Genomic DNA, 22,758 nt, shown 5'->3' with positions numbered 1-22,758 from the left:
CAAGCATGACAGCTTGGGCCACGGACTATCGCCTATTCGGCGGCGGCCCTTTGCGGCTCGAGCCGATCCTCGGGAGCGAACAGCGAGGCCTGCTCGCCGCTCTCGACCGCATGCAGCTCCGGCCTGTTCTTTTTCGAAGAGAAGAAGCTCACCAGCCAGCCGGAGAAATTCTCGAAATAGACATAGATGACAGGGGTGACGAACAGCGTCAGCGCCTGCGACGCCAGGAGACCGCCAACCACCGCGACACCGAGCGGCTGGCGCAGCTCAGCACTGGCGCCGGTGCCGAGCGCGATCGGGAACGTGCCCATCAGCGCCGCCAACGTCGTCATCATGATCGGCCTGAAACGCATCAGGCACGCCTTGTGGATGGACTCCTTGGCCGACATGCCTTCTCGTCGCAGCTCCAGCGCGACGTCGACCATCATGATGCCGTTCTTCTTGACGATGCCGATCAGCATCAGGATGCCGATCACCGCGATCACCGACAGGTCCATGCCGGCAAGGCGCAGCGCGACCACCGCGCCCAGCACCGCCGAAGGCAGGCCGGTCAGGATGGTGAGCGGATGAATGAAGCTCTCATAGAGGATGCCGAGCACGATATAGATGGTCAGAATGGCGCCGCCGATCAGCAGGCCCTGATTGGCCAGCGAATCCTGGAAGGTCTTGGCGGTGCCGGCAAAGCTGGTCGAAATCGCCGGCGGCATGCCGATCTGCTCCTTCAGCGCGGCGATGCGGGCCGTGCTGTCGCCCAGCGCCACGCCTTGCGGCAGATTATAGGAGATGGTGACCGCCGGCAGCTGGCCGAGCTGGTTGACCGTCAGCGCGCCGGCGGTGCGGTCGACGCGGGCAAAGGCGCCGAGCGGCACCAGGCTGCCGCTTGCCGTCCTGACCTGGATGGCCAGCATGCGCTCGGGCGACCATTCGATGTTGGGATCGAGCTCCATGATGACTTCGTAGCTGTCGGCCGAGCCGAAGATCGTCGAGACCTGCTCCGTGCCGAAGCCGCCATAGAGGCTGGAGCGCAGCGTGTCGGTGTCGATGCCGAGCGACGCCGCCTTGTCGCGATCGACCACCAGCGTCGCCTGCAATGAATTGTTCTGCAAATCGCTGGTGACGTCGGTGAAATTCGCATGATCGGCCGCCATCGCATCGTTGAGCTTTTGCGCCCATGTGTCGGTCAGGCCGGTATCGAGGCCCTGAACGACGAGCTGGTAGGCGCTGGCGGAAGAACGCGCGCCAAGTCGCAGGTTCTGCACCGGCTGCATATAGGCATCGATCCCCGGCACGACGGCCAGCTGCCGCCGCAGATCCGACAGTACCTTATCGATGTCGGGGCGCTGGCTCTTGTCCTTCAGCTGCACATAGAGCTGGCCCTGGTTCAGCGCATTGTTGCCGCCGCCGGCTGACCAGGCCACATGCGAGACATAGGGCGAACGCGAGAAGACACTTGCCGCCTGGTTCTGCAGCTTGACCATGGCGTCGTAGGAGATGTCCTGCCTGGCGATCGTCGTCACCGAGATCTGGCCGATATCCTCTTGCGGGAAAAAGCCTTTCGGCGAGACCTCGATCAGCCAGACCGACCCTGCCGCCGTGCCGGCGAAGACGAGGAACACCAGAAAAGTGTGGCGCAGGCAGAAGGTCAAAAGCCGGTCATAGCCGCGGGTGACGATATCCTGCTTGTGGCCGGGGGCATGCTTGTCGCGATCGGCCTTGGTCACCGACAGCAAGCGCGAACACAGCATCGGCGTCAGTGTCAGCGACACGAACATCGAAGCCAGGATGGCGACCGTTACCACGACGGCGAATTCGTTGAAGATGCGGCCGATGACGCCGCCCATCAAAAGCACGGGGATGAACACCGCCACCAGCGAGATCGAGATCGAGATGATGGTGAAGCCGATCTCGCGCGCGCCTTTCAGCGAGGCATCTAAGGCCGAGAGACCGTCCTCCTCCATGTGGCGAAAGATGTTTTCCAGCATGACGATGGCGTCGTCGACGACGAGGCCGACTGCGAGCGTCAGGCCCATCAGCGAGATGTTGTCGATGGAAAAGCCGAACAGGAACATGGCGCCCAGCGTCGCGATCAGCGAAATCGGCACCGCCACGGCCGGAATGATGGTTGCGGTCACCCGGCGCAGGAAGACGAAGATCACCGTCACCACCAAAGCGATCGTCAGAAGCAGCGTGAACTGGACGTCGTCGACGGCCTGGCGGATCGAGGTCGAACGGTCGTTGAGCAGCTTGATGTCGGCGGCGGCCGGCATTTGGTCCTTGAACGACGGCAGCATCGCCTTGACCTTGTCGACGACGTCGACCGTGTTGGCGTCGGGCTGGCGCTGCACCGCCAGGATGATGGCGCGCGTGCCGTCGTACCAGCTTGCGGTCGTCGTGGTCTCGACCGAGTCGATGACGCGCGTCACCTCGCCCAGCCGCACCGGATGGCCGTTCTTGGTGGCGATGATGAGGTTGGAGAACCCGGCGGCATTGGTGAGCTGCGTGTTGGCCGTGATGGTCAGCTGCTGCTTGTCGTTCTGCAAGACCCCGAGCGGCGTGTTGGAATTGGCCGAGGCGATCGCCGTCTGCAGCTGGTCGATCGAAATGCCGCGCGCCGCCAGCGCCGTCGGGTCGATCTGCACGCGCACCGCATATTTCTGCTGGCCGAAGACCGACACCTGCGCCACGCCGTCGATGGTCGACAGCGAGGGCGAGATGACGTTTTCGGCGAAGGCGTCGAGGTCGGTGAGCGGAACCGTGTCGCTGACCAGCGACATCAGAAGGATCGGCGCGTCGGCCGGATTGACCTTGCGATAGCTCGGCGGCGACGTCATCTCCGGCGGCAACTGCCGCTGCGTGCGCGCGATCGCCGCCTGCACGTCGGCGGCCGCCGCGTCGATATCCCGGTTGAGCACGAACTGGATGGCAATGGACGTGCGTCCCAGCGAATTGCTGGTCGAGATCGAATCGATGCCGGCGATGGTGGCGAACTGCTTGATCAGCGGCGTCGCCACCGAAGTGGCCATGGTTTCGGGCGAAGCGCCGGGCAGGGTGGCCGAGACGTTGACGACCGGGAATTCGGCGCTCGGCAGCGCCGCCACCGGCAGGAACTTGTAGGCAAACAGCCCGCCCAGCACGAGGGCGAACGACATCAGCAGCGTGGCGACAGGCCTGCGTATGCAGAATTCGGAAATCATTGGGCAGCCGCCTTGCCGGCCTCGGCGACCTTGGGAGCAGCTTGATCACCGCCGGCCGCCTTGCCTTCGTGAATGGCGGCGCCGTCCTTCAGCCTGGTCTGGCCCTCGACCACCACCTTCTCGCCTGATTTGACGCCCTCGCTGATGGCGCTGTTTTCGCCTTCGGTCAGCGCCACCTGCACCGGTCGCATCTCGACCGTGTTGTCGGGCTTGACGACATAGACGAACGGTCCCTTTTGGCTGGGCTGCACGGCAACGGTCGGGATGGATGTCATCTGCGGCATGATGCCAGCGTCGAGCACGACATTCACATATTGGCCGGGCCACAGTGAAAGATCGGCGTTGGGAATGCTCGCCCGTGTCGCGATGGTGCCGGACGCGGTGTCGACGCTGGAATCGACGAAGTCGAGCGTGCCTCTGCCGATCGGCGTCGGATCGCCATCCTTGGTCAGCGTCACCGCGCCTTGCTGCGGGTTGGCCAGCGCCTTGTGCAGCAGCGCCAGGTTGCTCTCCGGCAGGTTGAAGTTGACTTGCAGCGGATCCATCTCGGTGATCGTCACCAGCGGCGTGGCCGTGCTCGAGTTGCCGTTGCTCAAGGTGACGAGGTCACCGACCGAAACGTTGACCGCGCCCAGCCGGCCGGCAATCGGCGCCTTGATGCTGGCAAAGCCGAGCTGGACATTGTCGGCGTCGATCGTCGCCTTGTCGGCATCGACCGTCGCCGCGGCAGCCTTTTGCGCCGCCACCGCCTGATCGTAAGTCTGCTGCGTGCCGGCCTGCTTGGCGACGAGATCCTTGGCGCGCTGAAGGTCGGAGCCCGAACTGGTTAGCAGCGCCTGGTCCTTGGCGAGCGTCGCCTGATCCTTGGCAAGCTGCGCCTTGAGCGCCCTGTCGTCGAGCAAGAACAGCAGCTCGCCGGCCTTCACCATCTGGCCGTCCCTGACGTCGATCGATACGATCTGGCTGGACACGCGGGCGTTGATGTTGACCACGGCCGGCGACGACACGAAGCCGATGGCGTAACGGCGGATCGGAAAATCGGCCGTTGTCGCGGTGGCCGAGACGATCGAGGCCGAACGGGCGGCATTGCCGCCGGCGCCGGATTTGCCCCCTGCCTTGTCGGCCGAAGCCTTGTCCGATCCAGCCGGCTTGTCCGCCGCTGCCGTCTGCCTGGCGCCCGGCAGCATCTGCTGCAGACTGCTCATCGCCGCCGGCGAAAAATAGACCCATGCCGCGGCGACACAGGCCGCTGCCACCACCACCGCCAGAACGACTTTACCGCGCATCGACTAAAAGCCCTATGATCCGACACGCCGAACCCGGTGGTCTCATTCTACGCAATCACGGCGCCTTGCCGCGATCTCGCCGAAGTAGATAGGACGCACATTTGTCGGAAAAGGGCCAAAACACGGCATTACGAAGATTTAATGTGCACTGCACAATGACTATGCAGCCGGCTCAGCAGTCGGAAAACCAGCCAGGATGCGGTTGAGATCTCAGGCGGGATGCGTCTATTTCAGCATCGGCCAGAGCGTCGCCGCCAAGAGCACGCCCATGGCGATGTTGAACCATTTCAGCCGCACCGGATCCGACAGGAACCCGCGCAGCGCTGTGCCGAAACCGGCCCACATCGAGACGCTCGGCAGGTTGACGACGGTGAAGGCGATCGCGATCAGCGCCACCGACAGGAACGGGTGGTCCGGATTGGAGTAGACGGCCATGGCGGTGATCGCCATCACCCAGGCTTTCGCATTGACCCACTGGAATGCGGCTGCCTCGATGAACCGCATCGGCCGTGCCTCCGTCTCACCCTTGCTGGACAGCGAGCGCGACATGGCGATCTTCCAGGCGAGATAGAGCAGATAGGCAGCGCCGGCGATCTTCAATCCGGTGTGCAAGGCCGGAAACGCCGTAAGCACCGCGCCCAGGCCAAAGCCGACAGCAAGCAACAGCACCAGGAAACCCATGCTGATGCCCAGCATATGCGGAATGGTTCTGACCAGGCCGAAATTCACGCCCGACGCCAAGAGCATGAGGTTGTTCGGCCCCGGCGTGATCGAGGTCACGAAGGCGTAGACCAAAAGGGCAAGGAAAGCGTCGAGGGTCATGACGGCTCACAAAGGTCAGCAATGCTGACTTAAATCGACAGAGCGCTGGACGCAACCTCATTCCATTGGTCCAAAGCGCTCCGCCGTGATCCGCCTATCCCGAGCCAGCCAGGCCGGCACAGTCTACCTGCCGTGGGCCCGCGCCGACAACAGGCTGGGAGCGGCGGCGGCCTCCTGACGGCCAGCCACACGCCGCAGGCCTTTGCGCCTCGGCGTGTTCCCGGGAAGCTTCACGCCATGCGCGAGGCCGAGGGCAGCCAGGATGCGGATGAAGAGCCAGCCGAGATCGATCTGCCCGCGTTCCAGGCCGAGCTTTGCGGATTCGGGAAACGCATGGTGATTGCCGTGGAAACTCTCGCCAAAGGTCACCAGGCCGAAACGCGGCAGGTTGTAGCCCTGCACGGCAACGCCATCGACGCGCCAGCCCTGCTGCCCGCTGCGATGTGCGAAATGCCCGACCAGCCAATGCCCGGTCAGCGACACGGAGATACGCACCGCAATGCCCCAGACCACCCAGCTCCACCCGCCGAGGAGCAAGAAAAGGATCGCCCACGGCAGTTGCTGCAGCATCCAGGTCCGCTCGACGAATTTGTAGAAGCGGTCGTTTCTGATCGACGGCTCGATGACGAAGTCAGGCGGATTGCGCAACGCTACGGCGCAATGCATTTGCCAGAAAGCGTCGGTGAAGAAAGGCCGGCGGTGGGCGTGCAGGTCGTGACAAGCCGTCTGGCGCTGCGCCCAGTCTCGTATGTCATGCGCATAGATCATGCCGAACGGACCGGCCATGCCGACGAGCGTGCCGAGATAGACCAGCGCGTGTTTGAGCCAGATGTGAACCTTGAACGAGCGATGGATGAGCAGGCGATGCATGCCGACCGAGTGTCCGGCGCAGATCGTCACCGCCGTCGTCGCTACGAACAGGGCGAAAGCGCTCCAGCTGAAGGTCAGCGGCCCGAACACCAACGCAATCAGCGTCATCGCACCGACCCAGATCGACTTGGCCGGCATCCAGACGACCTCGCCATCTTCGGCATCGCTCAAGGGCTGCGAGATCATTCTGCCTGTGGATATGGTCTTCATCGGTACCCCTCCTCTGCAGGAAACATTTCCGGACCAAAGAGCCTTGCCTTCCGGCGCGCCGGCGCTTATTTAGGCAATAAGCTAACTATCTACTATTCCGATTTAGGTATTTAGGCAATAGACTAAATACCGGAAGCGAAACGACAGAGGCAGGCGGTGATCGAAGACAATGCAGCGGATGGCGACACGGCTATCGGGGCAAGCAGCGCCATACAGCGCGTGTTCGAGGCGCTGTCATCGCAGCCGAGGCGCAAGATCCTCGCCTATCTCGCCCACTCCTCGCTGACCGCGGGCGAGATCGCGGCGCGCTTCGACATGTCGAAGCCGTCGATCTCGCAGCATCTGAGCATCCTGGAGACGGCCGGCCTCATCGCCAGGGAGCGGCAGGGACAATTCATCCGCTACTCGCTGGTCCAGAACAATCTGGTTAACACGCTGAACGGCTTCGTCCAGGACGTCTGTCCGGTATCGCGCCCGATCAAAAGGGAGAGTAAGAATCTGGCGAGCGGCAAGGTCGATCCCAAGCCGGTAAAATAGTTGGACTGAGACTACATCCCTTGCGGGCCGCGGTTCATCGCCGCCACGCCGGTGCGGCAGATCTCGACCAGGCCGAGCGGCTTCATGATGGCGATGAACTGGTCGAGCTTCGAACCCTTGCCGGTAATCTCGAAGATGAAGTGCTCGGTGTTGGCGTCGATGACCGAAGCGCGAAAAGCGTCCGCCAGACGCAGCGCCTCGACGCGGGCTTCGCCGGTGCCGGCGACCTTGACCAGCGCCAACTCGCGTTCCAGCGGCCGCTCCTGGCCGAACTCGTGCGAGCGCACGGTGAGATCGACGACGCGATGCACCGGTACGATGCGTTCGAGCTGGTGCTTGATCTGCTCCAGCACATGCGGCGTGCCGCGCGTCACGATGGTGATGCGCGACAGGTGCTTCTCGTGTTCGGTCTCGGAGACGGTGAGGCTCTCGATGTTATAACCGCGGCCGGAAAAGAGGCCGATGACCCGGGCAAGCACACCGGGCTCATTGTCGACCAGCACGGAGAGCGTGTGGTTCTCCGGCTTTTCCGTTTCCTTGGCGATGAAATAGGCGGAGCCGGTCGGTTGAAGCTGTGCGTTCATGACATGAATCTCGATTTCAGACTTTGAGCTAATTCTCTGTTTGCGCACGGCTTCTCGCGACAGCCCTGCCCCGGCTTGGACCTAGACCAGTTCCCTGCCCTTGGCGTCGATGGCGTTGGCCACGGCTTCGTCGGTCGCCTCGTCGGGCAGGAGCATTTCATTATGCGCCTTGCCCGACGGGATCATCGGGAAGCAGTTGGCGAGCGTCGCCACCCGGCAATCGAACAGCACCGGCTTCTTCACCGCGATCATCTCCTTGATCGCATCGTCCAGCTCGTCCGGCTTCTCGCAGCGAATGCCATGGCCGCCATATGCGTCGGCCAGCTTGACGAAGTCGGGCATCGCTTCGGTGTAGGAATGCGACAGACGGTTGCCGTGCAGCAGCTGCTGCCACTGGCGCACCATGCCCATATACTGGTTGTTGAGGATGAAGATCTTGATCGGCGCATTGTGCTGCACCGCCGCGCTCATCTCCTGCATCGTCATCTGCACCGAGGCATCGCCTGCGATGTCGATGACCAGCGCATCCGGGTGCGCGATCTGCACGCCGAGCGCAGCCGGCAGACCGTAGCCCATCGTGCCCAACCCGCCCGACGTCATCCAGCGGTTCGGCTTCTCGAAATGATAGTGCTGCGCCGCCCACATCTGGTGCTGGCCGACCTCGGTGGTGATGTAGGTGTCCATGTCCTTGGTCAGTTCGTAGAGCCGCTGGATGGCATATTGCGGCATGATCACATCGTGGTTCATCTTGAACGCGAGCGAGTCACGCGCGCGCCATTTGGCGATCTGCTCCCACCAGGGATGGAGCGCCTTCTTGTCGGCCTTGGCGCTCGCCCGCCACAGCCGCACCATGTCCTCCAGCACCCGGCCGACATCGCCGATGATGGGCACTTCCGTGTGCACGTTCTTGTTGATCGACGATGGATCGATGTCGATGTGGATCTTCTTCGAGTTGGGCGAGAAGGCGGTCAGCCGTCCGGTGATGCGGTCGTCGAAGCGCGCGCCGATGCAGATCATCACGTCGCAATCATGCATCGCCATATTGGCTTCATAAGTGCCGTGCATGCCCAGCATGCCCATCCAGTTCTTGCCCGATGCCGGATACGCGCCGAGGCCCATCAGCGTCGAGGTGATCGGGAAGCCGGTGAGGTCGACCAGTTCGCGCAGAAGATGGCTGGCCTCCGGACCGGAGTTGATGACGCCGCCGCCCGAATAGATGATCGGCTTCTTGGCGCTGGCCATCAGTTCGACGGCGGCCTTGATCTTTTCCAGGTCGCCCTGGACCTTCGGCTGGTAGCTGGTGCGCGGCGCCGCCTGCGGCGGCACATAGATGCCTTTGGCGAACTGCACATCCTTCGGAATGTCGACCACCACCGGGCCGGGGCGGCCGGTCGTCGCGACATGGAAGGCCTCATGGATGGTGGCGGCCAATTCGTTGACGTCCTTCACCAGCCAGTTGTGCTTGGTGCAGGGGCGCGTGATGCCGACCGTGTCGCACTCCTGGAACGCGTCGGAGCCGATCAGCGAAGTCGGCACCTGCCCGGTCAGGCAGACCAGCGGGATCGAATCCATCAGCGCATCCTGCAGCGGCGTCACCGCATTGGTGGCGCCCGGGCCGGAGGTCACCAGCATGACGCCGGCCTTGCCGGTCGAGCGGGCATAGCCTTCGGCCGCATGCCCTGCGCCTTGCTCGTGGCGGACGAGGATGTGCTCGACCTCGTCCTGCTGGAAGATTTCGTCATAGATCGGAAGCACCGCGCCGCCGGGATAGCCGAAGACATGCTTGACGCCATTGTCCTTCAGCGCCTGCACCACCATTTCGGCGCCAGTCATTTCCCTGTTTGGCATTTCGCGCCGTTCGTTCTGTCCGTTGCTCATCGGTCTGGTCCCGTACTTCTAGCCATGAGGCGATTGCTGGTCGTTTAGTCGTGTTTCGGGCAATAAAAAAGGCCCCCGATGGGAGCCTGTGTGTTGCGCATGGGAGGTTTTCGCCCGGCGGTTACACCGCCTTGCCCACGCGCTTTCCTACGAGAATGAGTGCCTTTTTCATCGTGGCGGACACTACGAGGGTGAAAGGCAAGGTGTCAACGGGAAAAACGCGCGATGCGAAAGACAAAGCAAGTGGCCCGCCGCCTCTGGTCGGCGGGCCACCGCGGCGCATACGATACCCCTCAATCGCACCGCGCCGGGAACAAGAGCCACTGCCGTGTCACGTCAGGATCAGCACGATCTTGTACGTATCCGGGTCGACGATGACGATGCGCCCGTCGGCCAGCACGAAGTACTCATAGGATTCGTAAGCCGGGACGATCTTGACAATGCGCGCCGGCAGACGGTGCAGGCGCACTTTGTGCCGCGGCACCTCGATGCCGACCGAAATGTCGAAGTCGACGTTCTTCACCGGCTCAACCCTGGTCTCGTGGATGATCTGCGTGACCTGCGTCTTCTGCTCGACTGTCACGTTGTTGATCGAGGCCGTATTGCCCTGGTCGGTCTGGACGTTTGTGTTGCCCTGAGCGTTCTGCTCGGTGGTGGTCCCGGCCTTGCCCTGGGCCTGCTGGTCCGTGCTGGTGCCGGTCTGGCCCTGAGCGTTCTGCTCGGTGCTGGTCCCGGCTTTGCCCTGAGCCTGCTTCTCGGTGCTGGTGCCGGTCTGGCCCTGAGCGTTCTGCTCGGTGCTGGTCCCGGCCTTGCCTTGGGCCTGTTCATCCGTCTTGAGCTTGGCCTTGCCCTGAGCCTGCTTCTCGGTGCTGGTGCCGGTCTGGCCCTGAGCATTCTGCTCGGTGCTGGTCCCGGCCTTGCCCTGGGCCTGTTCATCCGTCTTGAGCTTGGCCTTGCCCTGAGCCTGCTGATCGGTCGTGGCGCCGGCCTGACCCTGAGCATTCTGCTCGGTACTGGTCCCGGCCTTGCCCTGTGCCTGTTCATCCGTCTTGAGCTTGGCTTTGCCCTGAGCCTGCTGATCGGTCGTGGCGCCAGCCTGGCCCTGTGCATTCTGATCGGTCTGTGACTTCATCTTGCCTTGCGCCTGTTCGCCGGCCTTGCCGCCCTTCTGGCAATCGGCCGCGCCAGCGGCGCAGTTGTCGCCGCCGCTCGGCTGCACAGCCTGGGTCTGGGCGATCGCGGCGCCGCACCCGACGCCAAGCGCAATCATGCTCGTGATCAACACATGTTTCATCTGCTTTCTCCTTAAAGAGTCGGTCCCTCAGCCTAGCCAACTCTGTCAAAAATACTTTGTTCCGCATTTTGCGAATAAAATCGGGCTTCTAAGAAGACCAATAAATGTAGGCAGTAGTTTTGCCAACAATCAGCTACAAATTGCATAAAAAAATTAATGCAACGCAAGATTTTTGCTTTTTTCTGAGCTTGTGATCCCATAGCGATGACACCAGCCTCACAAGCTTAGAAGTACTCCCGTCGTCATGACCAGGATGGCTACCCCGAAAACAGGCAAGAGCAACCATCGTGCCTGATGGACGCTGTTGTCCATTAACGCCTCCCACAAGTGCTGATCTCAACGATGCCGAGAACCCTGTGTTCCGCCCTGAGGAGGCTCTAGGACCTCTACAGCCTGGCACCAGACTTTGGTCCCTCCCCCTATCGTCCATTGGCCCGATGACGCCCGGACCGAAGCCCCACGCGGGAACGCAGCCGCGAAAAGCCCGTTCGGCTCCCGGTGTGCATCAACCTCATCAACACCACCCGTATCGGAATCGAGCTCGCGCAAGATGCATGAGCGTTGCTCGCATGAAGGAGAGAATCATGACGACCATGTACCAGTCGACCGCAATTGCCGGATTCTTGCTGCTCGCGAGCGCGGGCGTAGTTGCCGCTCAAGACGTCATCATCGCGCCGGAGCAGGAAACGGTTGTGCGCGAATACGTGAAAAAGCAGCCCCTTGCGTCGGTGAAGATTCCAGGTGTCGAATTGAACGTGGGGACCGCCATTCCCGACACGGTGGAACTGCATGAAGTGCCGAGCGTCAAGTATCGCTACGTTGTGGTCGACGGGCGAACCGTGCTGGTCGACCCCGGCACGCGGAAGATCGTCAAGATCATACAGTAACGCTGATCCCACCGCCGTTCCCCGCGGGTGGCGGTGGGATCATGCCCTGAAATTGCGGTTTCCCCGGCATTCAACCTAGCGCTTGCTCGCACCATCGACCGTTCTAGATGTAGGATGGCTTAGGCATTTTGGCACGGCCAAAGTCGCGGGGTCGGTTGAGACGTGCGCTACATTGATAGTCTCTATCAAAACTGGAACAGGCTATCGTTGGCTTGGCAGTTCATCATAGTCGGAAGCATTGGGCTGCTGTCGCTGATGCTGGTCGTCGGCCTATGGGTCACCTCGCAAATACGAGATGGAGTGATCCGCAACTCTGCAAGCACGACCGCGCTTTACGTCGACAGTGTCATCGCGCCAATCCTGCCGGATATGCGCAAAAGCCAGCAGCTCAGCGACACCGTTAAACGGGCGCTCGATGAAACCCTGGACCAGGGTGCTCTCGGCAAAAAACTGGCGTCGTTCGTGCTTTGGCGGCGTGATGGCAAGGTGCTGTACGCCAAAGACGCGGCTCTTATCGGCCAGACCTTCGAGCCAAATGCGAACTTGCTGCATGCGTTCGGTGGAAACGTGGTGGCGCAATTCAATGATCTGGACGAAAATGAAAGGAAGGAACGGAAGAGCCCCACCGCCTCGCTGCTCGAGATCTACAATCCGGTTCGAGAGCCGTGGTCGGGCGATGTTGTGGCCGTTTCCGAGTTCTACGAGATAGCCGACGATCTTCAGGGCACTTTAAACTCGGCACTATGGTCGAGCTGGCTGCTCGTGGCTGGCGCGACCGCGGTCGCCTTGGCGATGCTCTCGGGAATCGTGCTTCGCGGCAGCAGCACTATCGAAACGCAGCGTTCAGCGCTTGAGACACAAGTGGCCGAACTTCAGTTGCTTTTGGAGCAGAATTCCGCTTTGCGGGAGCGCGTCCAGCAGGCGTCGCGCCGCGCAACGGCAATCAACGAGCGTTACTTGCGTCGCATCGGGTCTGATTTGCATGACGGTCCAGCTCAGCTGGTCGCACTGGCTGCGCTGCGCATGGACAGCCCTCTGCTGCTCGATCCCGCCGCATCCCCAAGCCACCGGAAGACCGAGATCGCCGATATCCATCATACGTTGGACGAGGCGATGCGGGAGATCCGCGCCATCTGCACCGGCCTCGTGCTGCCACAGATCGAAGCTTCGACAGTCGCGGAGATATTGCGGCTTGCGGTTGCCGAACATGAACGCCGGACGGCCTCCTCCGTATCGCTTTCACTGCCATCTCGCCTGCCCGACCTGGGGACGTCCGAGAAAATAAGCATCTTTCGCTTCGCGCAGGAGGGGCTGAACAATGCCTGGCGACACGGTCTGGGCAAGGGGCAGGCTGTCAAGGCGAGAGTGACGCAGGGCAAGCTCCTCATTCAAGTGCTTGATCACGGCCCTGGATTCCAGTCGGGATCGTGTGAAGGACTTGGACTCGCCGGTATGAGGGAACGTATCGAAAGTATCGGAGGTCACTTCGAGACCTTTTCGAGCCCCAGGGGGACCCGGCTGACCATAACGCTCAACATCGAGGACCAGAAATGACCGCTCCCATAAGGATTGCCATTGTTGATGATCATCCGCTGTTTCGCGAGGGTGTGGCTCGCAGCCTCGCCGAAATCGGCGGCTTCGAAGTCGTTGGTGCGGGCGAAACCGCGACGGATGCCGAACAGCTTGCGGCCTTGGCAAATCCCGACATATTGCTGCTAGACATCAGTTTGCCGGGAGGGGGTCTGGCGGCAGCGGAAAATATTCTTGCAACTCAGCCTGACTGCAAGATCGTCATGCTCACCGTCTCGGAGGCGAACGCCGATTTGGCAACGGCGCTCAGGCTGGGCGTACGCGGATATGTGCTGAAAGGGATTGGGGCGGCATCGCTGGCCGAGGTGCTGACTTATATAGCCGCAGGAAAAAAATATGTTTCGCCGACCCTGTCAGCGCAGCTTTTGAATGAACTGATCCGGCCGGAAAAGCGCACAACCGATCTCGTTGCCAATCTCTCGGGACGCGAGCTTGGGATAATCTCCTTGGTAGGCGAAGGACTGAGCAATAAAGAAGTCGCCAAACGTCTCAACCTGCAGGAGAAAACGGTAAAACACCACATGACTCGGATATTTCAAAAGCTAAAGGTGCGAAACCGCACCGAAGCAGCCATTCTTATGCACGCGCCCAAAACGGGTCTTGTATAGGGAGATCGGGGCTTGTCTGAAGGTCGGATGCTGGTTGGCGAACCAACAGTTACAGCCCTTTCAGACGAGCAATGTCGGAGGCCCTTACGGCGCGTTCGACAATTGTCCTTCCAAGCGGATCCTTCATAGTGAAGCGGCCGGCCTCGATGCTTTCGCTGAATCCATCGCGATGCACGACCTGGATTTTGGCGCCCTGTACCGTCACCGTGTCGCCAGCGGCATTGACTTGGCTACTGGGAGCTTGGCTACCGGCGGCGTTGTCGCCGGCACCATTTTTTCCCTTTCCGTTGGCGTTGGCATTCCCGGCGTTGCCGCCTGAGCCATTACCGTTACCACTACCGTTGCCACCACCGTTACCATTGCCATTGTTTCCGCTCTTGGCGCTGGCAGCGGCGAATTCGATCTTGTAACCGTCGACATGGCTCAACCGCAGACCAAGCACCGGCATCGTCACCGCAACCGCCGCGAATACGCGCAAGCTAAAGTACGCCCGGCGACGCACGGATGAAAACAGGGGCTGCCTTTCTCCATTCATGCCACCATCACATCATGATGTGTCACGGTATTCAAGAATGAACAGCCCAAAATTGCGGCTCACAAACGCTGAGGAAACTCTCCTTTCGTGCTTGCAGCTCGATTCTCAGACCTTCGTCTGAGTCAAATATACACCGAAGTCTGACCTACTGATCTTGGGCCGCGCCGACGGATGTCGCAATAAAATCCGCGGTGACAAGGCTCGTCACCGGTAGGGATCGGCAGCGAGGCGCGAGCGCCTGCCCACGCAGACGCTCGCGGCAAGTCTGCGGCGGCATACGGTTAGCGCATGTTTGCCGTCGAAACGGTGCATATGCCGTTCCTTCCCCGGATTGCGATCAGGCGCGATTGGCGAAGTCGCGGACAACCCGCTGCAGCAGCGGCATGTAGTCGCGAAATGCCCGGGTCTTCATGTTGGCGATCTTGCCGGCCTCGTCCCAGATGCGAACCCGCACCGCTTCCTCGTGGAACGGGTTCTTGCGGAACTCGGCCACCTCTTCGGTATTCATCGGCCCGCCTTGCAGCGACAGCGTGTGGACCGAGGCCTGCGACAGCCTGCCGAAATAGGTGGGGTCGGTAGCGCAGAGGTAGCGCTTGGCCGCGACATGCAGCCTGACGCATTCGACGATCACCGGTGGAAAGAACGGCGCCAGCACCTCGCCGCCGGCTTCGTCATGATGCTTGTCCTCGACATCGTCGGGCGAATAGGTGCCGAACTCGCTGGTGTAGTGGCCGATATCGTGCAGCAGTGCTGCCGCCACCAGCACATCGGGCGCGCCGTCCTTTTCGGCGAACCAGGCGCCCTGCAACATGTGCTCCGACATGGTGACGGGTTCGCCGAGATAGGATTCAGCCCCTCGGCGTTCGAAAATATCGGCGATGAATTCGACGATGTTGCTCGCGTTCAAATCCTGGCTGCTCATTCCGCTGCTTCCTTGAATTCGTGTTCGATCGCCGACAGCGTCGACAAAAGGCCATCCTTGTCGGCGTAGCAGCCCTGCAGCCAGCGCTTGCCGGCGCCGGAGAACTGCTTGCGGGCATGCATGACGCGGGTGTTGTCGACGATGAAGGCCTGGCCCGCCTCGAGCTTGAAGGTCACTTCGAAGGACGGATCCTCGATCAGTTCGGCAAACCGGCGATAGGCGGCGTAGTAGGCCTCCATCTCCGCGAACGGCACATCGACGGTCGGCGCCAGCGAGCGGTTGTTGAAGCGGATGGCGATGAGTTCGCCATCCGGCCCGAGCTCGATCATCGGCCGCTTGGCCTGCAATCGCACGCCCGACGAGCCGGCATATTCGAAGCGCGCCGGGTATGAACTCAACAGCCGGAAGCCTTCGGGGTTTTCGGCCTGCAGCGCGGCCGCCACGGCAAAACCATCGACGACGCTGGATTCGCCGCCCTCGACCGTGTTTTCGATACACGACAGGATCTGCAAGGTCGGCACCGGATCACGATAGGGGTTGTCGGTATGCGCCTGCAGGCCAAGATTGGTGTAGGCCAGATTGGTTGGATTGACCTCGGCGCGCACCTCGAACCAGCGGCCGTAATTGGTCTCCCTGATATAGCCGAACAGATCGGACACTTTGCACAGCGCCCCGGATTCGGCCGGCAGATCGTCCATCACCGCGAAGCCGTAGGTCTTCACCGCCGACAGCCATTGCCGCAAGACGGCGCGGTCGCGGCTGGCCGCGACATAGCCGGCGCGCGGCACCGAATTCTGCATAGAGGCCCTGGTCCATCGCACGGTGCCCTCGCCTGTCCAGCCGGGCTGTCGGGCGGCATCGCGGTCATAGGCATTGGCGCTCAGCCATGCCGCAGGAAAGCGCACCGTCTTTCCCTCCGGTTCGAAACTGACTTCAAGCGCATCGCCCTTGATCGCGGCTGCGCCGATCCGCGTTTGCGCCGGAATGTCGAGAATGGTGATCAGCCGCTGGCCGTTGCCGGCGCTGCGCGTCTTGTCGTCGAGCGCATTGTCGCGCAACCACATGGCGTGAAAGCGAGTGCGCGCGCCGTCCTTCCAACCGAGGTCGATCGTTCTTCCTTCGTCGCCGATCAGCGCCTGGGTAAGCATGGAGATCCGTTCCTGTCCGCTGCGCCCCGCAGCCAACTCCGCAGGGTTTCCGGTTGCATCGTGATGATGTCGAAGGCATAACTCAAATTATCATTTTGCGGCCAAAGGCCATAAACGGTTTATGCCTCAAACAACCCTGCCCTTGCCGCCGCTCGACTGGCTGCGGAGTTTCGAGGCCGCCGCGCGGCTGTCGAATTTCACCGCCGCCGCGGCCGAGCTTGGCCTGACCCAGGCTGCGGTCAGCCAGCACATCCGTTCTCTCGAAGAGCGGTTGAAGCAGCCGCTGTTCATCCGCCTGGCGCGCGGCGTCGAATTGACGCCGGAGGGTGCCGCCTACCTGCCGCATCTGCAATCGGCCTTTGCCGTGATCGCCAACAGCACGCGCGAGTTGTTCGAACCCAAGACCGTCCAGAGCGTGACGATACGCTCGCCGATCTCGTTTGCCGTGCTGATGATCGCGCCGAAGCTGCCGCAAATGGCCAAGGACCTGCCCTTCGTCCAGCTGCAGATCGAGACCATCCACACACCGGCCGATTACGGCGAGCGCTTTGTGGGTCTCGACATCCGATTCGGCATTGGCTCCGGCTCCTTTGCCGGACGGCAGGCCGACCGCCTCACCCGCGAAACCTTAACGCCGATGGCGTCGCCAAATGTCGCCAAGGCCAAGGATTGGACAGGATTGCCGAGACTTACAGTGGTCGGCGCGCGGGAAATGTGGGGCGAGTGGTTCGCCGTCGCCCGGATGAAGCCGGCGCTCGGGCCCACGCACAAATTCGACAGTTTCGTTACCGCGTTGGAGGCGGCGAAGCACGGCGCCGGCATGGTGCTGGGATCGCGACCGTTGGCCGACGCGGCACTGCGCGAAGGATCTCTCGTTACCCTGTCCGGCTTTACGCTGTCGAGCGGTGCCGGCCACTATCTGACCGCACCTTCGGGCGCGCATCTGAGCCCGGCCGAAGAAGCGGTCCGCCGCTGGTTCGCAACGGTCTTCGGCGTCCCGATTTCCCGATAAGCCCCTGAATACGCGGCAAACTATTGGACGACGTGACGCGGCGCATAATTTGTCGCGATACTGCGCCAGGCCGGACGTCAAGCTTCGGCAGGGTTCCGCTCGCTACAGGCGGCCAAGAAAAATCGCGGAGGAAATTCAATGCTCGACAAGGCCCCCAACAAGAAGCTTTCCGACCTGCTCGATCGCTTCGGCGCGGCACTCGCCGCCGGTGACATCGACAAGGCGGTCGCCTGCTTTCAGGAGGATTGTTTTTGGCGCGATCTCGTCAGCTTCACCTGGAACATCAAGACCATGGAAGGCCGTGACCAGGTGCGCGACATGCTGGTGAGCCAGCTGGCCAAAACCAACCCATCGAACTGGGCGATCGCCAGGGGCGAGGACGCCACTGAAAACGATGGCCTGCTCGACGGCTGGATCAGTTTCGAAACGTCTGTGGCGCGCGGCTTCGGCCACATCCGGCTGAAGGACGGCAAGATCTGGACGTTGCTCACCACCATGGTCGAGCTGAAGGGCCATGAGGAGCCGGCCGGTTTCGACCGCCCGCTCGGCGCCAAGCACGGCCATGGCAAGAACCGCCCGACCTGGAAGGAGGAGCGCGAGAAGGAGGCCGCCGAGCTCGGCTTCAAGACGCAGCCCTATACGCTCATCATTGGCGGCGGCCAGGGCGGCATCGCGCTCGGCGCGCGGCTGCGGCAGCTCGGCGTGCCGACCATCATCGTCGAGAAGAACGAACGGGCCGGCGACAGCTGGCGCAAGCGCTACAAATCGCTCTGCCTGCACGATCCGGTCTGGTACGACCATCTGCCCTATATCGACTTTCCCAGGAACTGGCCGGTCTTCGCGCCCAAGGACAAGATCGGCGACTGGCTGGAAATGTACGCCAAGGTGATGGAGCTGAATTACTGGTCATCGACCGAGGCCAAGAGCGCCGTTTATGACGACAAGAAAAAGGAATGGACCGTTGTCGTGCGCCGCGACGGCAAGGACATCACGCTGAAGCCGAAACAATTGGTGCTGGCCACGGGGCAATCCGGCAAGGCCAACATGCCGAACTTCAAGGGCATGGACACATTCAAGGGCGACCAGCATCACTCCTCGAAGCATCCGGGACCCGATGCCTATGTCGGCAGACAAGCTGTCGTCATCGGCTCGAACAACTCCGCCCACGACATTGCAGCAGCCCTTTGGGAGGCCGGCTCCGACGTCACCATGGTGCAGCGCTCGACCACGCATATCGTCAAGTCGGACACGCTGATGGAGATCGGCCTGGGCTCGCTCTATTCGGAAAAGGCGGTCGCGAGCGGCATGACCACCGCCAAGGCCGACCTCGTCTTCGCCTCCCTGCCCTACAAGATCCTGCACGAATTCCAGATCCCGGCCTATGCCGAGATGAAGAAGCGGGACGACAAATTCTACAAGGGCCTGGAAAAGGCCGGCTTCATGCTTGACTGGGGCGATGACGGCTCCGGCCTGTTCATGAAATATCTGCGGCGCGGCTCGGGCTATTACATCGATGTCGGCGCCTCCGACCTGATCATCGATGGGTCGATCAAGCTGAAAAGCGGTGTCGACGTGAAGGAGATCAAGGAGCACTCCATTCTGCTCTCCGACGGATCGGAACTGCCGGCCGATCTCATCGTCTACGCCACCGGCTACGGTTCGATGAATGGCTGGGCGGCCGATTTGATCTCACGGGAGGTCGCGGACAAGGTCGGCAAATGCTGGGGCCTCGGCTCCAACACCACCAAGGACCCAGGCCCCTGGGAAGGCGAGCTGCGCAACATGTGGAAGCCGACGCAGCAGGAGGCGCTGTGGTTCCATGGCGGCAATTTGCACCAGTCGCGCCATTACTCCCAGTTCCTGGCGCTGCAGCTGAAGGCGCGCATGGAAGGCATCGCGACGCCGGTCTACGCGCTGCAAGAGGTTCACCACAAGGGTTAGGCAGCGCCGCCGATGCGCTTCCAGTAGATGAGCGTGCCGGTCAGCCCGCCATGCGGTTTCAGGGCAAAGTCCGGTATTTCGCCAGTGAGCGTGAAGCCGAGTTTTTCGTAAAGGCCGGAAGCGCCCTCCTCGGTTGCGGTGTCCAGCACCAGAAGCGTGCGGCCTTTCTCGACGGCGAGCGTTTCGGCCGCCCGCATCAGCCGGCTCGCTATGCCCTTGCCGCGGTGTTCGACGCGGGTCATCAGCTTGGCGATCTCGGCCCGGTGCGGCTGATTGACCGGAAAGTCGAGCACCAAGGTGACGGTGCCGACCAACGCGTCGCCATACCAAGCGCCCAGCACCGCTCTTTCGCCTCTCTCTGCTGCCATCAACGAGTTGCTCCAGAAGGTTTCCGCCGCTTGCCTGGATAAGGGATGCATGAAGCTGACGGAGCCGCCGGCCGCGACCGTCTCGATCAGGAGGTCGGCCAGCATGTCGCGTGTTTCCGCAGTCAGCGACCTGATTTCGATGGGACTCACCTGCACTTTCCCTTGCTAATCCAGACGCGCGACGCGGCGCCGCTTTCGTCTCGCCTTGATCGCGGCGATGCGATCGGTGTCTTTCGGCTGCAGATGCAGCCCGCGTTCGAGGATTTCGAGCGTGTATTCCTCATAGGTCAGGCCAAGCCACTCGGCCTTTTCCATGCGCATCAGCATCACGTCACGGCTTGGCGCCTTCCACGCCTTGGCATGCGCTGCCTGCCAGGCCAGGAAGATGTAGGGATCGCCCTTGCCCCATGGCGGGCCCTTGTAATCATCGAGCGGCGGTCCGCCATTGTCGGAGCGCTTGGGACGTCTTGCCACGATTTCAGCCCCTGACCAGCGCGACCAGATAGTCGGCGGGCAGCTGCCCGACGGCATGGAACGTGCAGTCCGACGGCGCGCCGAGCGCCAGGCAGTCGCCGGGCTCGAGCCTGTGCACGACATCGCCCTCGGTGAACTCAAGTCGCCCGGAGATCAGCCACATCTGCTGCTTGATGAAGGCATAGGACGCCGCCGGGAAACTCACACTGGCGCCCGCCGGCAACTGCACCCGGATCAATTCGAGCGGCATGTCGGAGACCGGCGACAGATGCCGCCGGACATAGCCCGTACCGGGGTCGCTCCAGACCGGTTGCTCCCTCTCGCGCAGCAGGCCGCCACCTTGCTGCTCGGCGCGTGCAATCAGCGTCGACAGCGTCATGCCGAAAGCAGCGGCGATGCGCACCAGCAGCGCGGCCGTCGGACTGGTCATGCCGCGCTCGATAGTGCTGAGCATGGCTTTGGAGACGCCGGAGCGGTTCGCCAGGTCGGCCAACGACCAGTCCCGCAAGGCTCTTTCGGCGTGGATTCGTCTGCCTATCGTGGCCGACATGTCATTCGCTATATCAGTCATTCGTCCAATATATCGAATCTTCGGATTGGGGGAAGAGGCCGGCCGGTTGAATTTTCGCTGACGGGTTAACCCCTGCTACACCATCCCGCATCACGCCACCTTAACCCCGTCTGTGTAGGATCGAGGCTCCACGGGAATGGGGATCGGATCGTATGTTTGTCGAGCGCGAAGCCTCCGTCGGCGAACCGACCTCGCAGGAGCGCCGCCGCGCAGAGCAGAGCGACAAGCGCATTCTCGGCAACGTCGTGCAGTGCGACGGTGCGCGCGCCACCATCAGCGCCTATGCCGACGACATCGAAGGAGCGGTCACCGGCCTGTGGACCGTCGGCAAGATGATCTCCATCAATCTCGGGACATCGCGCACCGTTGGTCTGGTCTACGAAATCGGCAAATCGGATCGCGCCTGGAGCAATGAGGGACAAAATCCCATCGAGGTCAGCGTCGAGCTGATCGGCGAAGTGCGCGACGGCGCCGAACCGGGGGCCAAACCGGTGTTCGACCGCGGCATCACCACCTATCCGCATATCGGCGCCATAGCGCACCGCATCCGTACCCGTGATCTGCAGGCGGTCTACGATCTCGCCGGGCGTCATTCGATCACCATCGGTACGCTGTCGCAGGATGAGTCGATCGACGCCAACATCGCCATCGACGACACGCTGGCGCGCCATTTTGCCGTTGTCGGCACAACCGGCGTCGGCAAATCCACCGCCATCTCGCTGCTGCTGCGCAAATCGATCGCCGCCCGGCCCGATCTGCGAATCCTCATTCTCGATCCGCACAATGAATTCGCGGCATCCCTGCCTGAGTTCTGCGTCCGGGTCGATTCCAAGACGCTTGACCTGCCGTTCTGGATGTTCAGGCTCGAAGAATTCGCCGAAGTGCTGTTTCGCGGCCGAGAGGTCGTGCCGGAAGAAGTCGATGTCCTGCGCGACCTGATCCCCGCCGCCAAGAACCTCTATCGCAATCCCAATTCAGGCTCTTACGTGCGCCGCGGCAGCGATGCGCTGACCGCCGACACGCCGGTGCCCTACCGCATGGTCGATCTCATCAAGCAGATCGACGAGCGCATGGGCCTCTTGGAAAGCAAGAACGACCGCCCGACGCTGAAATCGCTGAAGACGCGCATCGAGTCCGCCGCGTCCGACCCGCGCTATCGCTTCATGTTCAATTCGCGGCTGATCGAGGACACGATCCACGAGACGATCGGCAATATTTTCCGTGTGCCGCATCATGGCCGCCCGGTGACCTGCTTCGAGATGGCCGGCATGCCGTCCGAAGTGGTCAACTCCGTCTGTTCGGTGCTGGCTCGGCTCGCCTTCGACCTTGCGCTGTGGAGCGAGGGCCGGCTGAAGCTCTTGCTGCTGTGCGAGGAAGCACACCGCTATATGCCGGCCGATCCACGCCTTGGCTTCGCCCCGACAAGGCATGCACTGTCGCGCATCGCCAAGGAAGGCCGCAAATATGGCTGCTATCTCGGCGTCGTCACCCAGCGCCCGGGTGAACTCGATCCGACCATCCTGTCGCAATGCTCGACCTTTTTCGCCATGCGGCTGGCCAACGAGCAGGACCAGGCAATCATCCGCTCGGCGATCGCCGATTCCTCCGCCTCGACGCTGGCCTTCCTGTCCTCCATGGGCCAGCGCGAAGCCATCGCCTTCGGTGAAGGCGTGGCGACGACCATGCGGCTGAAGTTCGAAAAACTGGCGGAGAACCTGATCCCCGGCACCGCCAAGCGAGAGCAGGACGAGTTCTCGCAGGACGGCAACGACGTCGATCTCGCCGCCATCGTCGAGCGGCTGCGCAACGTCCCGAAACCGCAGCAGCAGATGGCCTTCGCCGAAGCAGTGGATTCCGGCCGCCAGGCCGGCGATCCCGATTACCGCAAGCCGGCGACCGCCCAGCGCGTCCAGCCGGACGACGATTTCGACCTGCGCTACGGCCTCAAGCCCACAACCTTCGGCATGCGCCCGCAGAACGATTAGCCTGCACACCCTTCTGGCCACCGGCAAGCCGCGTCAACTTCC

At 62.1% G+C, this 22,758-nt stretch carries 20 protein-coding genes; 7 read left to right on the top strand and 13 right to left on the bottom strand.

Annotation, left to right across the window (positions count from 1 at the left end):
- Positions 1 to 32: 32 nt before the first annotated feature.
- From NL532_RS14255 to NL532_RS14240, 4 genes are all read right to left on the bottom strand, one after another.
- The gene (locus NL532_RS14255) at positions 33 to 3,194 is read right to left on the bottom strand and encodes an efflux RND transporter permease subunit (RefSeq protein WP_023829267.1); all 3,162 of its coding nucleotides are present in this window, start codon (positions 3,192 to 3,194) and stop codon (positions 33 to 35) included.
- A complete protein-coding gene (locus NL532_RS14250) occupies positions 3,191 to 4,480 on the bottom strand; it encodes an efflux RND transporter periplasmic adaptor subunit (RefSeq protein ID WP_023829266.1) in 1,290 nt (429 codons plus the stop codon). The genes NL532_RS14255 and NL532_RS14250 overlap by 4 nt, the downstream gene beginning before the upstream one ends.
- A 225-nt stretch (positions 4,481 to 4,705) precedes the next feature.
- Positions 4,706 to 5,302 (bottom strand): LysE family translocator, encoded by a 597-nt coding sequence (locus NL532_RS14245; RefSeq protein ID WP_023688075.1) that lies wholly within the window; start codon positions 5,300 to 5,302, stop codon positions 4,706 to 4,708.
- Between the two features lie 123 nt (positions 5,303 to 5,425).
- Complete coding sequence (locus NL532_RS14240; protein ID WP_023714739.1) at positions 5,426 to 6,382, bottom strand: acyl-CoA desaturase; 957 nt, start codon at positions 6,380 to 6,382, stop codon at positions 5,426 to 5,428.
- A gap of 156 nt (positions 6,383 to 6,538) precedes the next feature.
- On the opposite strand from NL532_RS14240, the gene NL532_RS14235 reads away from it, so the two are divergent.
- On the top strand, positions 6,539 to 6,919 hold the full coding sequence (locus NL532_RS14235; protein WP_023702997.1) for a metalloregulator ArsR/SmtB family transcription factor: 381 nt from the start codon (positions 6,539 to 6,541) through the stop codon (positions 6,917 to 6,919).
- Between the two features lie 11 nt (positions 6,920 to 6,930).
- Here NL532_RS14235 and ilvN read toward each other — a convergent pair whose 3' ends face one another.
- From ilvN to NL532_RS14220, 3 genes are all read right to left on the bottom strand, one after another.
- The gene (ilvN, locus tag NL532_RS14230; protein WP_023668352.1) at positions 6,931 to 7,503 is read right to left on the bottom strand and encodes an acetolactate synthase small subunit; all 573 of its coding nucleotides are present in this window, start codon (positions 7,501 to 7,503) and stop codon (positions 6,931 to 6,933) included.
- Positions 7,504 to 7,584: 81 nt separating this feature from the next.
- On the bottom strand, positions 7,585 to 9,381 hold the full coding sequence (locus NL532_RS14225) for an acetolactate synthase 3 large subunit (RefSeq protein ID WP_023668351.1): 1,797 nt from the start codon (positions 9,379 to 9,381) through the stop codon (positions 7,585 to 7,587).
- A gap of 331 nt (positions 9,382 to 9,712) precedes the next feature.
- Entirely contained in the window at positions 9,713 to 10,675 is a 963-nt protein-coding gene (locus NL532_RS14220) for a DUF1236 domain-containing protein (RefSeq protein ID WP_023668350.1), read from the bottom strand.
- 584 nt (positions 10,676 to 11,259) lie between these two features.
- Between NL532_RS14220 and NL532_RS14215 the strand changes: the two genes are divergently transcribed.
- From NL532_RS14215 to NL532_RS14205, 3 genes are all read left to right on the top strand, one after another.
- Entirely contained in the window at positions 11,260 to 11,562 is a 303-nt protein-coding gene (locus tag NL532_RS14215) for a DUF1236 domain-containing protein (RefSeq protein WP_023731684.1), read from the top strand.
- A 162-nt stretch (positions 11,563 to 11,724) separates the two neighbouring features.
- Positions 11,725 to 13,116: a sensor histidine kinase gene (locus NL532_RS14210; RefSeq protein ID WP_023690914.1), complete on the top strand. Its 1,392-nt coding sequence runs from the start codon at positions 11,725 to 11,727 to the stop codon at positions 13,114 to 13,116.
- Positions 13,113 to 13,760, top strand: coding sequence for a LuxR C-terminal-related transcriptional regulator (locus NL532_RS14205; protein WP_023668347.1), 648 nt, complete (start codon positions 13,113 to 13,115; stop codon positions 13,758 to 13,760). Before NL532_RS14210 ends, NL532_RS14205 begins: the two co-directional genes overlap by 4 nt.
- Positions 13,761 to 13,809: 49 nt before the next feature.
- Here the strand turns inward: NL532_RS14205 and NL532_RS14200 are convergent, their stop codons facing one another.
- The 3 genes from NL532_RS14200 to tmpA all read right to left on the bottom strand — a co-directional run bounded on the left by NL532_RS14200 (position 13,810) and on the right by tmpA (position 16,365).
- The gene (locus NL532_RS14200; RefSeq protein ID WP_050590970.1) at positions 13,810 to 14,238 is read right to left on the bottom strand and encodes a hypothetical protein; all 429 of its coding nucleotides are present in this window, start codon (positions 14,236 to 14,238) and stop codon (positions 13,810 to 13,812) included.
- 394 nt (positions 14,239 to 14,632) lie between these two features.
- Positions 14,633 to 15,217, bottom strand: a complete 585-nt coding sequence (gene tmpB / locus NL532_RS14195; RefSeq protein WP_023829264.1) for a (R)-1-hydroxy-2-trimethylaminoethylphosphonate oxygenase — start codon at positions 15,215 to 15,217, stop codon at positions 14,633 to 14,635.
- Positions 15,214 to 16,365 (bottom strand): 2-trimethylaminoethylphosphonate dioxygenase, encoded by a 1,152-nt coding sequence (gene tmpA, locus NL532_RS14190; RefSeq protein WP_023682082.1) that lies wholly within the window; start codon positions 16,363 to 16,365, stop codon positions 15,214 to 15,216. The genes tmpB and tmpA overlap by 4 nt, the downstream gene beginning before the upstream one ends.
- Before the next feature lie 121 nt (positions 16,366 to 16,486).
- Here tmpA and NL532_RS14185 point away from each other — a divergent pair, with 121 nt between their 5' ends.
- Positions 16,487 to 17,377: a LysR family transcriptional regulator gene (locus tag NL532_RS14185; protein ID WP_023682083.1), complete on the top strand. Its 891-nt coding sequence runs from the start codon at positions 16,487 to 16,489 to the stop codon at positions 17,375 to 17,377.
- Positions 17,378 to 17,515: 138 nt separating this feature from the next.
- Positions 17,516 to 19,318 (top strand): NAD(P)/FAD-dependent oxidoreductase, encoded by a 1,803-nt coding sequence (locus NL532_RS14180; RefSeq protein WP_023829263.1) that lies wholly within the window; start codon positions 17,516 to 17,518, stop codon positions 19,316 to 19,318.
- Here NL532_RS14180 and NL532_RS14175 read toward each other — a convergent pair.
- The 3 genes from NL532_RS14175 to NL532_RS14165 are packed head-to-tail and all read right to left on the bottom strand — an operon-like array spanning position 19,315 to position 20,731.
- Positions 19,315 to 19,836 carry a GNAT family N-acetyltransferase gene (locus tag NL532_RS14175; RefSeq protein ID WP_023829262.1) on the bottom strand — a complete coding sequence of 174 codons (522 nt, stop codon included), beginning with the start codon at positions 19,834 to 19,836 and terminating at the stop codon, positions 19,315 to 19,317. The genes NL532_RS14180 and NL532_RS14175 overlap by 4 nt on opposite strands.
- Before the next feature lie 15 nt (positions 19,837 to 19,851).
- Entirely contained in the window at positions 19,852 to 20,160 is a 309-nt protein-coding gene (locus NL532_RS14170) for a hypothetical protein (protein WP_023703004.1), read from the bottom strand.
- Positions 20,161 to 20,164: 4 nt separating this feature from the next.
- Positions 20,165 to 20,731 (bottom strand): helix-turn-helix domain-containing protein, encoded by a 567-nt coding sequence (locus NL532_RS14165; protein ID WP_023829261.1) that lies wholly within the window; start codon positions 20,729 to 20,731, stop codon positions 20,165 to 20,167.
- A gap of 152 nt (positions 20,732 to 20,883) precedes the next feature.
- Between NL532_RS14165 and NL532_RS14160 the strand changes: the two genes are divergently transcribed.
- Positions 20,884 to 22,716: an ATP-binding protein gene (locus NL532_RS14160; protein WP_023735943.1), complete on the top strand. Its 1,833-nt coding sequence runs from the start codon at positions 20,884 to 20,886 to the stop codon at positions 22,714 to 22,716.
- The last annotated feature ends 42 nt before the right edge of the window (positions 22,717 to 22,758 follow it).

Origin of the sequence: Mesorhizobium sp. C120A (assembly GCF_030323105.1) — a bacterium.
In the GTDB taxonomy this organism is placed as follows: domain Bacteria; phylum Pseudomonadota; class Alphaproteobacteria; order Rhizobiales; family Rhizobiaceae; genus Mesorhizobium.
Note: the sequence above shows the minus strand (reverse complement) of the source record. Positions and strands in the feature narration are given on the sequence as shown.

Coding starts and splice junctions, on each gene's coding strand:
- ilvN (WP_023668352.1), bottom strand. CDS start 7,503: ATGAACGCACAGCTTCAACCGACCGGCTCCGCCTATTTCATCGCCAAG.
- NL532_RS14185 (WP_023682083.1), top strand. CDS start 16,487: ATGCCTCAAACAACCCTGCCCTTGCCGCCGCTCGACTGGCTGCGGAGT.
- NL532_RS14165 (WP_023829261.1), bottom strand. CDS start 20,731: ATGACTGATATAGCGAATGACATGTCGGCCACGATAGGCAGACGAATC.
- NL532_RS14255 (WP_023829267.1), bottom strand. CDS start 3,194: ATGATTTCCGAATTCTGCATACGCAGGCCTGTCGCCACGCTGCTGATG.
- tmpB (WP_023829264.1), bottom strand. CDS start 15,217: ATGAGCAGCCAGGATTTGAACGCGAGCAACATCGTCGAATTCATCGCC.
- NL532_RS14245 (WP_023688075.1), bottom strand. CDS start 5,302: ATGACCCTCGACGCTTTCCTTGCCCTTTTGGTCTACGCCTTCGTGACC.
- tmpA (WP_023682082.1), bottom strand. CDS start 16,365: ATGCTTACCCAGGCGCTGATCGGCGACGAAGGAAGAACGATCGACCTC.
- NL532_RS14180 (WP_023829263.1), top strand. CDS start 17,516: ATGCTCGACAAGGCCCCCAACAAGAAGCTTTCCGACCTGCTCGATCGC.
- NL532_RS14205 (WP_023668347.1), top strand. CDS start 13,113: ATGACCGCTCCCATAAGGATTGCCATTGTTGATGATCATCCGCTGTTT.
- NL532_RS14220 (WP_023668350.1), bottom strand. CDS start 10,675: ATGAAACATGTGTTGATCACGAGCATGATTGCGCTTGGCGTCGGGTGC.
- NL532_RS14240 (WP_023714739.1), bottom strand. CDS start 6,382: ATGAAGACCATATCCACAGGCAGAATGATCTCGCAGCCCTTGAGCGAT.
- NL532_RS14225 (WP_023668351.1), bottom strand. CDS start 9,381: ATGAGCAACGGACAGAACGAACGGCGCGAAATGCCAAACAGGGAAATG.
- NL532_RS14160 (WP_023735943.1), top strand. CDS start 20,884: ATGTTTGTCGAGCGCGAAGCCTCCGTCGGCGAACCGACCTCGCAGGAG.
- NL532_RS14250 (WP_023829266.1), bottom strand. CDS start 4,480: ATGCGCGGTAAAGTCGTTCTGGCGGTGGTGGTGGCAGCGGCCTGTGTC.
- NL532_RS14215 (WP_023731684.1), top strand. CDS start 11,260: ATGACGACCATGTACCAGTCGACCGCAATTGCCGGATTCTTGCTGCTC.